The sequence below is a fragment of the Collinsella tanakaei YIT 12063 genome, assembly GCF_000225705.1.
In the GTDB taxonomy this organism is placed as follows: Bacteria; Actinomycetota; Coriobacteriia; order Coriobacteriales; family Coriobacteriaceae; genus Collinsella; species Collinsella tanakaei.
On record NZ_JH126467.1, the window covers coordinates 128,572 to 139,117 of the forward strand.

10 protein-coding genes are annotated in these 10,546 nt (G+C 60.4%); 6 read left to right on the forward strand and 4 right to left on the reverse strand.

Going from position 1 to position 10,546, the window contains the following annotated elements:
• The 3 genes from HMPREF9452_RS12090 to HMPREF9452_RS00630 all read right to left on the reverse strand — a co-directional run.
• The coding region (locus HMPREF9452_RS12090; RefSeq protein WP_222703955.1) for a hypothetical protein at positions 1-209 on the reverse strand (209 nt) is incomplete at its 3' end.
• A gap of 314 nt (positions 210-523) precedes the next feature.
• The gene (locus tag HMPREF9452_RS11705) at positions 524-691 is read right to left on the reverse strand and encodes a hypothetical protein (RefSeq protein ID WP_009140153.1); all 168 of its coding nucleotides are present in this window, start codon (positions 689-691) and stop codon (positions 524-526) included.
• Between the two features lie 25 nt (positions 692-716).
• Positions 717-1,052 (reverse strand): hypothetical protein, encoded by a 336-nt coding sequence (locus HMPREF9452_RS00630; protein ID WP_009140154.1) that lies wholly within the window; start codon positions 1,050-1,052, stop codon positions 717-719.
• 162 nt (positions 1,053-1,214) lie between these two features.
• Between HMPREF9452_RS00630 and HMPREF9452_RS00635 the strand changes: the two genes are divergently transcribed.
• Complete coding sequence (locus HMPREF9452_RS00635) at positions 1,215-1,835, forward strand: NADPH-dependent FMN reductase (protein ID WP_009140155.1); 621 nt, start codon at positions 1,215-1,217, stop codon at positions 1,833-1,835.
• A gap of 772 nt (positions 1,836-2,607) precedes the next feature.
• On the opposite strand, the gene ade is transcribed toward HMPREF9452_RS00635, so the two are convergent.
• A complete protein-coding gene (gene ade / locus HMPREF9452_RS00640; RefSeq protein ID WP_009140156.1) occupies positions 2,608-4,428 on the reverse strand; it encodes an adenine deaminase in 1,821 nt (606 codons plus the stop codon).
• Between the two features lie 121 nt (positions 4,429-4,549).
• Between ade and HMPREF9452_RS00645 the strand changes: the two genes are divergently transcribed.
• From HMPREF9452_RS00645 to HMPREF9452_RS00665, 5 genes are all read left to right on the forward strand, one after another.
• Positions 4,550-5,221, forward strand: coding sequence for a pentapeptide repeat-containing protein (locus HMPREF9452_RS00645; protein WP_009140157.1), 672 nt, complete (start codon positions 4,550-4,552; stop codon positions 5,219-5,221).
• 145 nt (positions 5,222-5,366) lie between these two features.
• A complete protein-coding gene (locus HMPREF9452_RS00650; protein ID WP_009140158.1) occupies positions 5,367-6,233 on the forward strand; it encodes a deoxyribonuclease IV in 867 nt (288 codons plus the stop codon).
• 262 nt (positions 6,234-6,495) lie between these two features.
• The gene (locus tag HMPREF9452_RS00655; RefSeq protein ID WP_009140159.1) at positions 6,496-7,329 is read left to right on the forward strand and encodes an ABC transporter substrate-binding protein; all 834 of its coding nucleotides are present in this window, start codon (positions 6,496-6,498) and stop codon (positions 7,327-7,329) included.
• A 122-nt stretch (positions 7,330-7,451) separates the two neighbouring features.
• Positions 7,452-8,882, forward strand: a complete 1,431-nt coding sequence (locus HMPREF9452_RS00660) for an amino acid ABC transporter permease (protein WP_009140160.1) — start codon at positions 7,452-7,454, stop codon at positions 8,880-8,882.
• Positions 8,883-8,894: 12 nt separating this feature from the next.
• Complete coding sequence (locus tag HMPREF9452_RS00665) at positions 8,895-9,677, forward strand: amino acid ABC transporter ATP-binding protein (protein ID WP_009140161.1); 783 nt, start codon at positions 8,895-8,897, stop codon at positions 9,675-9,677.
• The last annotated feature ends 869 nt before the right edge of the window (positions 9,678-10,546 follow it).

Consider the following 10,546-nt stretch of genomic DNA (forward strand, 5'->3'; position numbering starts at 1 on the left):
GTCGTGGCACGTGCCGATGTCGACGCGCACCCCAAGAAGCCGAGGCCGGGCCACGGGGTCGCGCCGGCGGCGTCGAGGCACGCCGCGAAGTGCAACCGCCGCCTGCAGGACAGGCGCGACGCCATGTCGCAGGCGGGAAAGAGGCCCTGCGTGGCGAACTGCGCGACGGCCCGCGAGATGGCCTGCTGGGTCTGGGCGATAGCGCTCATGGTCCGGTAGCGCCCGCGGCGAGATAGGAGTCCGACCCCGGGGCGCGCCGCGCTCGAGGCCGTTGGGAGGCCATTCCAGTTCCTTTTTCTGGGCAGCGGGGGACCGCCACGCCCGCCACGAGACTGCGATGAAGCCGGAGGCCCCCAGCCGTAGCAACGAAATGCGGTTCCGACCCGCGGATATTAGAGTGCCGAACGTGCGTCGAGCAGACACGCCCTCAAGCGGCGCGTCCCCCGGGTGAAGATAGGTCGTCCCCGCCCCCCGCGGTAGCTCCCCGGGGGCGGGGACGTTTTGCCACTTGACAATGTTCAACTCATATTAGAAATGCGACCTCGCCGGCGTAGAGCTCGAAATCGACCGAATCGAATACTAGGTCGCGTGCGGTGTAGCCGTAAGAGAGGTCCTCTACTTCAAGTGCGGGCGTCTCCTGCGGGGCGCTTTGGCTTGCGCGGGCGTGTCCGCGCGATTCGATTTGCTCCATGAGTAGCCTTTCCGGTGTGTGAGCGCTAGTGGCTCATGAACCACCAAAAGAAGAGAAGATAGGGGATTGAGACCGCATATAGCGCGACGGCGGGGATTATGATCCATCCGCCCAGCGTCTTGCCCTGTTCGCGACGCCTATTCGCTGTCACTGCAAAATAGACGGTAATGCCTACGGCGATTATTAGGCAGACCGCAGCCATAAGCGCCACGCCGGATAAGGCGAGCGCGATTCCCGCGCCGGCAGCTACGACGGGAAACATCAGCAGCGCGCAACCGCAGCCCCCGGGGCTGTAGACGCGTGCGCCGCCGCGCCGGGCAGCTGTTTTGCATGGCAATCCGCCGGAGTTCGGGCGTCCCATAGCCCCTCCTCGCGTTGATAATCGGAGCTTTCCATGTGTTGTCGATAGGTTAGCACTACATATCGATGGATGGATGTGGAATTAGCCGTATTGGGATGAGGGCTGCGGGGTATCAAAAGAAAAGTCTATGAAAATAGTAGGATATTTCACCCTGGAGGGATTATGTGTAAGGCCAATGGGACCAAAGAAGCCATTGCGACCAAGGCGGATGAGGGGGCGACGGACGCTCGGAAAAAGCTTCTGTTCATAGTTGGTTCGCTGCGAGCGGGATCGTTTAACCGCGTGCTTGCGGATTATGCCGCGCATGTGGTGGGCGATCGGGCCCAGGTCGACTATCTTGACTACTCGGACGTGCCGTTTATGGACGAGGATATCGAGTTTCCCGCCCCGGCGTCCGTGGAGCGGATGCGCCGGCAGGTGGATGAGGCGGACGGGGTTTGGATCTTCACGCCCGAGTACAATTTCAGCTATCCCGCCGCGCTGAAGAACGTGCTCGACTGGCTGAGCCGGCCCCAGGTTGCTGGCGATCATGATGCGGCGGTGTCGCTTACCGACATGCCCGTGGCCATAAGCGGCGCCGGCGGCAAGAACGCGTGCGCCAACGTGCGCCGCCAGCTGGTCGACCTGTTGAACTACGTGGAGGCGACCGTTGTTGGCGGCGAGGGCGAGGGCTTTGTGCTGCCCGCCGCCGCTTGGACCGAGGGCGTCTATGAGGCCCCCGAATGGGATAAGACCCGCATCGCCATGCAGGCAGAGGATTTGCTCGCTGCAACCGAGCGGTAGCGGACGCGTTGCATCGTCCACATACTTATGCATACCTGTTGTTGCCGTTTGCCGCGAAACGGACCTTCGCCCTTTACGCGGCTTCTATCTCTCTCTTTCCGTGCGTCCTCGGGTACGAATTGCATAACGCTACGGGTTTTGGCAATGCGCCCCGGTGCTTATGGAGGACGTCATGGAACGCCGCGACAAGCAAGGGAAGCGGTAGGTTCTTTATCAAGGTCGCGCTCACGGTCGCGATTCTGTTAATGGTGTTTCCGGCGTTCCTCTTGCTGCCCGGCGTCCCCTGTCTCCTTTGGCTTTTTGGGATTCGACGGCATTCTGGTAGCTTTTGCGACATGCGTCATCTCGCTTATTGTGCTGATATGGAAGCGCGACAAGCGATTTCTTTGGGTAGGGTGCCTGTTTTTTGTCCTTGGCGCCGGGTTTATGGTTGCGAGCTATTTGGACGCCACGCGCGGGCTGGGACAAAAAGTGAGTTAGTGCGGAGGTTAGGACAAATAATGCGTTAGTGTGGTCCCTAGAGTGTCAAATAATACGTTAGTGCGGAATGGGAGAGGAATAGCAAGGGTGCCTTATGAATAACGTGAACGAATCACCCGAGCTAGATGGCCCGGGTGATTCTGCTCGATGTATAAGCAATTCGTGTTAGGCCTGATCCAAACCGCACTAACGCGCTATTTGACAAAACCTCCGCACTAACGCGTTTTTTAACACTCCCTATCAAGATGGTGGGGTAATGCAAGCAGGGGTTTATGTTGGCTGGAAACTCGCGCTATTCCTCGTCCACAACAAGAGGAACGAACTTGAACGCGTTGCAGTCGACCAGGCCGCGATTGGTGAGGCGCAGGTCGGGCAGGCATGCGAGCGAGGTGAGGCCCATGGTCATGAAGGGCGAGGGCATGGAGCAGCCCATGTCGGTCCAGGCTCGCTCCAGGCCGGCCACCTCGCTCGCGACTTCTTCCAACGGCTTGGTGCTCATAAGGCCTGCCACCGGCAGCTCCACCAGTCCCAGGACGCGTCCGTCCTGCACGGCGACGGCTCCGCCGCCGCAATTCACCAGGGCGTTCGCCGCTATGGCCATGTCCTCATCGTTGTCGCCGACGACCAATAGGTTGTGGGCGTCGTGAGCCACGGTCTGCGCCAGGGCGCCGTGGATTCCGTAGCCGCTGGTGAAACCGTACCCAAAGGTTCCCGTCTCGTGATGGCGTTCGAAGACAAAGGCCTTGAGCACGTCTTGGCCGGTGTCGCAGAGCAGCTGGCCATTGGCCACGGGCACGGCCATATGGCGCTCGATGTTGCTCACGCGGCCTGGAATCGCCTCGACAACACGGACGAGGGCGGTGGGGCCGGTAAGGGGTTCACCGCCCGAATCTATCGCGGGGATACGGAAGGTTTCCGGCGTGATCTCTCGACCCAAGTGCATGGTGTTGAGAATCCATTCCGGATAGGACGTGCCCTTGACCTCGAAGAGCGCGCGGCCGTCTTCAGCCACCACGTCGCCGTCGATCAGGGTCATCTGCACGTCAAAGTCCACAAGGCTGCGCATCAATACCATGTCCGCGCACTTGCCCGGGGCGATGCTGCCAAGCTCGTGGTCCATGTGGAAGCAAGTGGCCGTGTTGATGGTCACCATCTGCAAGGCGATAACGGGGTCGACGCCCTCTTGCACGGCGCGGCGCAAGATGTGGTCCAGGTGGCCGTTCTCGACCAGCGTGTTGGGGTGCGTGTCGTCCGAGATGAGGTTCATGTACCGCGTGTCGATGGCGCCGGAAGTGATCGCCGGCGCCAGATGGGCCAGGTCGCGCCATGCAGAACCTTCGCGCAGCTGCGCGTACTGGCCCAGGCGCACCTTGGCGAGCACGTCTTCCGCGCGGGTCGATTCATGGTCGCATCGCACGCCGCTTGCCACGTAGGCGTTGAGGCCGCGGTCGGTTTCGGGGATGGAGTAATGGCCGGTGACGCATTCGTCCGCCCTAAGCGTCGCGGCGATCTCGCCCAAGGGGTGCTCGGCTCCCGCCAGAACGCCGGGGAAGTTCATCATCTCGCCTAGGCCTACCACCGCGTCCCAGGACATGGTCTCTTCAACGTCATCGGGGCTTATCGCGGCGCCCGTATCCTCAAAGCCGGGAACCGCCGGCACGCACGAGGGCGTGGTCACCATGGCCTTGAGCGGGGTGCGGCGCGCGTCCTCGACCATTACCTTGACGCCGTCGAGCCCGACTACGTTGGCGACCTCGTGCGGGTCCCAGTAGATGCCCACGGTGCCGTGCGGAACCACGGCGCGCGCGTACTGGGCGGCGCCCATCATCGACGATTCCACGTGAATGTGCCCGTCTAAAAAGCCCGGAGCCAGATAGCGGCCGGCGGCGTCGATCACCTTGGTGTCGGGTCCTATACAGTGCTCGGCGTCACCCACGTATGCGATGCGTCCGCAGCTTACGGCGACGTCCATATGGTCCAGGACCTCGCGCGTGTTGACGTTGACCAGTCTTGCGTCGCGAATGACGGTCTCGGCAGGCTGTTGTCCTTGCGCCACGGCGATAAGCGTGCGGCTGCATTCCCAAAGCGGCGTCTTGCAAAAGGTGTTGATCACGTTGGCTCCTCTCGTGCGCACCCGTTTTTGTTGCTCTACATAATACCCGCGGACGCTCGCGGCAGTCGGGCGGGTATGATGATGCGCAGCGAATGGAGGATGCGGATTGGAGGGTGCATATATGGATAGGTCTTCACGCGCGCGCTGTTTTGCCCGCGTGCCAAATTCGATTGGGGAGCACGTCGGCTTCGACCAGCTGCTCGACGCGTTTGCAGAGGGCGAGGCGCTGGTTGCGAACACGTCTGTCCACGGGGTCGAGCTCGCCTGTGAGGATGCGGGCGAGGCGACGTTTGATACCGTTCTCTTCCGCTCCTGCCAGTTCGATGGCGTCGACTTTTCCGGTTGCACGTTTCGCGACGTGCGCTTTGAGAGCTGCCGCTTTACCCGGGTCTCTATGGAGCGCGCGTGGCTTAACCGCTGCGACTTCATCTCGTGCTCCGCGCCGGGGCTCAACCTGCTGTCCTCCCGTTTGGCGGGCGTGCTCATCGCGGATTCGGATTTCTCGCTCGCGAACCTATCCGAGACCTCGATCGACCAGTTGCGCGTAACCTCTTCTCGCCTGCGCGAGGCCGCGTTGCAAAGCGTTCGACTCAAGCGCTGCGAGCTCAAGCAAAGCGACCTGGTGCGCCTAGACGTGTTCCGTACGCCGCTCAAGGGTATCGATGTGAGCAGCTGCGAGTTCTCGGCGCCCGTGCTCTCGTCCGATTACCGCGAGCTTCGTGGCGCGCGCGTCTCGCCCTCCCAGGCGCTCGAGCTCGCCAGCCTCTTGGGCGTAGAGGTTGCGGACGAGTAGCGTTTGGACGAGCAGGGCTTGCGAGCAAGTCCGTTATCTGGATGCGAATGCATACAATATGTATATAACCTCAAGTAATATTCATTATCTATGTATGCATGAAAATCGCCCCACATATGGGCGTTTACAAGAAAGGAACCAACCCATGCTTTCGATAGGATGCCATCTTTCTACCACCAAGGGCTATACGGCGATGGGGGAGACGGCGCTGTCCATAGGCGCCAACACGTTCGCCTTCTTTACCCGTAACCCTCGCGGCGGCAACGCCAAGGCGCTTGACCCGGCGGACGTCGCCGGCCTGCGCGAGATTCTGGACCAACATGGGTTCGCCACGTTGGTCGCGCACGCGCCCTACACCTATAACCCTTGCTCGGCAAAGGAGAGCGCCCGCGAGTTCGCGCTAGGCGCCATGGCGGAGGACCTGCAGCGCATGGAGATGCTGCCCGGTCAGTACTACAACTTCCATCCCGGTTCGCATGTTGGCCAGGGCGCCCAGCGCGGCATCGAGCTCATTGTCGAGGCCTTGTGCCAGGTGATGTTTGAGGGTCAGTCCACCTGCGTCTTGCTTGAGACCATGGCGGGCAAGGGCACAGAAGTCGGTCGTAGCTTTGAGGAGGTCGCGGCTATTATCCAGGGCGTTGTGTCGCGCCGTCCGGAGCTCGATGGCTGCTTGGGCGTTTGCATGGATTCTTGCCATGTAAGCGACGCGGGCTATGACATCATCCATGATTTGGACGGCGTTTTGGACGAGTTCGACCGCGTGGTCGGCCTTGACCGCCTGCGCGCCACGCACCTCAACGATTCCAAGAACCCTTGCGGCGCTCATAAGGACCGCCACGAGGTCATCGGTCAGGGCTACCTTGGCAGCGAGGACCTTGGTGGCGGCATGGACGTGTTCAAACGCATCGTGACTCATCCCGTTCTGCGCGACTTGCCGTTCATTTTGGAAACCCCCAACGAGCTTCCCGGTTACGCGCGCGAGATCGAGCTGCTGCGCGGCCTGGCGGGTTAGGCCGTCGCTCCCATGCGTGCTGGCTGCATGGGATGAAAGCGTATCCAATCGCCCCCGTTCTGAATACGGCTCCTCTCGTACTTGGGTGGAGCCGTTTCTTGTTCGTGCATACTGCGTGCATAACGATTCATCATTGATGAAACAAAGGGGAAACATTCAAGCATCTTTAGGTGCCGCATATGCAAGAAAGCGTATACTGCAGCGAAAGAAACTGCGTGAAGGGAAAGCAGCTTCTACTTTTCGCTTTTGGGAGTGATTGCATATGTTCAAGATGAAGAAGCTGGGTGCCGTCGCCGCATCCCTCGCATTTGCCGGTGCGTTGGCCCTGACCGGCTGCGGCAACTCCGGCGCCCCCGCGGATTCCGCGGGCAGCGCGGACGCCTCCGGTTCCGATACCATGCAGCTGGTGACCGACGGCACGCTGACCATTGGCACCTCTGCTGAGTACGAGCCCTTTGAGTATATGGAGGATGGCGAGTACAAGGGTTTTGACCTGGAACTCGCGCAGGCCATCGCCGACGACCTGGGTCTCGAGCTCAAGATTGAGAACGTCGACTTCGACACCATCGTCCCCGGCGTCGCTTCCGGCACCAAGTACGACATGGGCATCGCCGCCATTACCGCTACTCCCGAGCGCGAGAAGGAGGTTGGCTTTACCGACTCCTACTACATGGATGACCAGGCCATCGTCACCATGGCTGACAACACCGAGATCACCGGCGACAACTACGCTGATGCACTGAACGTCGAGGGCGTGAAGATCGCCGTCCAGTCCGGTTCCACCGCCGAGGCTTTTGCCAAGGAGAATTTCCCCAACGCCGAGCTGGTTCCCTTTAAGAACGCTACCGACTGCTTCGCCGCCGTCCAGTCCAGCCAGGCGAACGCCTTGGTGACCAACCGTTCCGTCGCCGCCCAGCTGGTCGCGACCTCCTTTAGCAATGAGCAGGTTATCAAGCAGATCTCTACGGGCGAGGAATACGCTATCGCCGTCAACAAGGACAACACCGCCTTGCTTGACGCTTTGAACGATTCCATTGACAAGCTCACCGAGGACGGCACCGTGGACGAACTGATGACCAAGTACAACATCAAGTAAAGGTTTTTATCACTGCGGAAACACGGCCCTCCCCGCCTGCGAGCGAGGAGGGCTTTCGCGGCATAAGGGGTGCCGGGTTTCGCAGCGCCCCGGTTATGGTTTTTGGTAAGAAGGGAAAGACGATGGAGATCAGGGGAACGTCGAGATTCGATGCGAATTGGCGCGATTCAGCCTGCAGGGGTGCTTGTAGCAAAGATGCGCGTCACAAGGGCATCCTCGTCCGTATGCGCTCACTGGGCACCACCGTGCTTGCATGCGCCGCGCTGGCGGCGTGCCTTGCCGTGACGGTCGCGCCCACCCAGGCTCAAGCGCTCGAGGTTGAGAAGCTCACCTGCCGACCCAACGGGGATTCCGGCAGCGACGTGCTGGGCGGATCCGAGACGCGTATCACCTGGGAAGTCCAAGCGGATGCGGACGAGGCGTTGAAGGGCCTTTCCATCACCGTGCCCGCGGGCACCACCTACACCACTGAGGACCTGCGCGTGACCATGCTTTCCGGCGAAGACCTTATGGACCGCGAGTTTATCGAGCCCAAGATGGAGGAGGACGGCGAGACCTTGCGCCTTACCTTTCCCCAGGCGGCACCCGCGGGCAGGTTCTTCCGTCTTGAACTTTACGGCGTGGTGTTTCCCGCTGCAGGAGGCGATATGCAATGCACGGGCACCTATGCGCTAGAGGATGGCTCCGAGCATGATGTTGAGGGCATTCCCGCAGTTACCGTAAAGGGCGTTACCCCCTTTGACCAGTTCAAGACCTTCCTTGAGGAACAGGCGTGGGTTCAGGCGTGGAATTCCAATACGTTTTTACGCCTGTTCTTCAATCCGGTGTTGATCGTTAGCAGCCTGCCAATCATCTTTACCGGCTTCTTGATGTCGCTTGCGATTGTACTGGTGGCGTTTCCGCTGGCGATTCCGTTCGGCTTCATCTTCGCCCTCATGCGCATCTCTAAATCAAGGATCCTGCGCGCCATCGCCGGGGTGTATGTAAACCTCATCCGCGGCACGCCGGCGTTCCTGCAGATATATATCGCGTTCTTTGGCTTGCCCTTGGCTGGCATCAATATCGATAACTACGCGCTGGGCGTCATTGTCATGGCCATGAACTCCGCTGCGTACCTGTGCGAGATTTTCCGTGCCGGCATCCAGTCCATCCCCAAGGGCCAGTCTGAAGCCGCGCGCTCACTTGGCATGAGCGCCACGCAAACCATGGTGTCGATCATCATTCCCCAGACGTTCCGCAACGTTATTCCCACTCTTACCAGCGAGTTCATTTTGCTGTATAAGGACACCTCGCTGCTTGCCGCGGTGGGCGTTATGGAAATTGTCATGTATGCGAAAACCATTGTGGCGACTACCGGCTCCATTACCCCGTACGTGGTCGCCGCCCTATTCTATCTGGTGGTTACATTGCCCCTTGCACGCGTGGTCAGCATGCTTGAAGCGCGCCTCACAGGTGCTATCGCCGGGACCAACGCCGGTCCCACCGGCAAGAAGCCCCAGAAGAGCGCCGGTACCGTTGTGCCCACCCCGCCCGATCACATCGCAGGCCTGTAGGGAGTGAGATCGATGAGTGAAATGACTAGCAATAATCCAAATGGTGGGGCTGCTGACGCAATCGAGGAGCCCGTCGTCCAAATTCATGGCTTGCATAAGGCCTACGGCGACAACGTGGTTCTGCGCGGCATCGACTTGGACGTGCACCGCGGCGAAGTGGTGGTTGTTCTGGGTCCATCCGGCTCCGGTAAGTCGACCATGTTGCGTTGCGTCAACCTGCTTGAAACGCCTACGAACGGATCGATTGTGGTCGAGGGCGTCGACATTACCAAGAAGGGCGTCGAGATCAACAAGGTGCGCTCTACCTTGGGCATGGTGTTCCAGCAGTTCAACTTGTTCCCACACCTCTCCGCAAAGCGCAACGTTATGATCGCGCAGCAAAAGGTGCTCAAGCGCTCCAAGGAGGAAGCCGAGCGCATCGCCGAGATGGAGCTTGCAAAGGTTGGCCTTGCCGACCGCGTGGACTTTATGCCCTCGCAGCTATCCGGCGGCCAGCAGCAGCGCGTCGCCATCGCCCGCGCGCTTGCCATGAATCCGCACGTCATGCTGTTTGACGAGGCGACCAGCGCGCTCGACCCCGAGTTGGTCCGCGACGTTTTGGGCGTTATGCGCGATCTTGCGCGCGGTGGAATGACCATGATCGTGGTGACGCATGAGATGGGTTTCGCGCGCGATGTGGCTGACCGCGTGATCTTTATGGATGGCGGCGTGATCGTGGAGCAGGGTACGCCCGAGGAGGTTTTCGACCATCCGAAGTCTGAGCGCACAAAGGATTTCTTGGGCCATATCGCCTAGTAGTCGCGGCTTTCTTGCCCGCGAATGGTTCTGAGCGTTCGCTAACGAATTTCAACGTTTGTGAACGCGCCGTTCGCGGACGTTTTCCTGCCGTTCGCGCACGGTTTCATGTTGGATGTTTAGTCCGGTGGAGTGCGGGAACATATAGCAATGAGTAAAGGCAGTCGCTCCAAAGTTAAGCGACCGAAACGGGAGGTGGTTCCGATGTACAACGATGAGATAGCAAACTTCGGACCCGCCGTTCGTGAAACCGAGGCCGAGTAGCGATTCAGGCGTTTCGAGAACGCCACCTTTTCCCGACATGGTATCGGGGTCAGGCTTAAGAAGGAATCACCGGCGGGTCCGCAAGAACAACCGCATCGTATCTGTCCCTCAGATCGATAGTTAGGGTGATACCAAAGGGCATAGTAACGGGGCGGCGCGAGAGCGTCGCCCCTTTTTAATATGAGAAAGCCATTGTCAAGAGGCAAAAGCTGCCAGGTCCGGAAATTTCTTTCCGGACCTTCTCGTATTACGACCGGTCGGGCCCGCGCGGATGCTCGTTAGTCGTCGCTCGCCTGGCAAGCTAATATCCGCGGGCTCGTGGCGCGGCGTGCGGGTTCAGGTATGTCGCCGCGCGCTACCGCATTTCGATTCTGCGTCCGGGACCGTCGTTTCGAAAAACCTTGGAGTCTCGATAGTCGGGCGCGGCCCTCGGGCTGCCCATAAAAAGGGTCGTGAGCCGGTCCCGGCGATGCGTCGAAGCGCGGGCCCTCCCGGCGGGAAGGCTATGTGGGCCCCGGGGAGCTACGCGAGCGTCCCCTCGGCGCGCCTGCCGACCTCCCAGGCCCAGCAGGCGAGCTCGCGGGCGACCGCGACGTTGGCGACGC

Bases quoted from the DNA above. Each gene is read 5' to 3' on its own strand.
- HMPREF9452_RS11705 (WP_009140153.1), bottom strand. From the start codon at position 691: ATGGAGCAAATCGAATCGCGCGGACACGCCCGCGCAAGCCAAAGCGCC.
- HMPREF9452_RS00630 (WP_009140154.1), bottom strand. From the start codon at position 1,052: ATGGGACGCCCGAACTCCGGCGGATTGCCATGCAAAACAGCTGCCCGG.
- HMPREF9452_RS00635 (WP_009140155.1), top strand. From the start codon at position 1,215: ATGTGTAAGGCCAATGGGACCAAAGAAGCCATTGCGACCAAGGCGGAT.
- HMPREF9452_RS00645 (WP_009140157.1), top strand. From the start codon at position 4,550: ATGGATAGGTCTTCACGCGCGCGCTGTTTTGCCCGCGTGCCAAATTCG.
- HMPREF9452_RS00650 (WP_009140158.1), top strand. From the start codon at position 5,367: ATGCTTTCGATAGGATGCCATCTTTCTACCACCAAGGGCTATACGGCG.
- HMPREF9452_RS00655 (WP_009140159.1), top strand. From the start codon at position 6,496: ATGTTCAAGATGAAGAAGCTGGGTGCCGTCGCCGCATCCCTCGCATTT.
- HMPREF9452_RS00660 (WP_009140160.1), top strand. From the start codon at position 7,452: ATGGAGATCAGGGGAACGTCGAGATTCGATGCGAATTGGCGCGATTCA.
- HMPREF9452_RS00665 (WP_009140161.1), top strand. From the start codon at position 8,895: ATGAGTGAAATGACTAGCAATAATCCAAATGGTGGGGCTGCTGACGCA.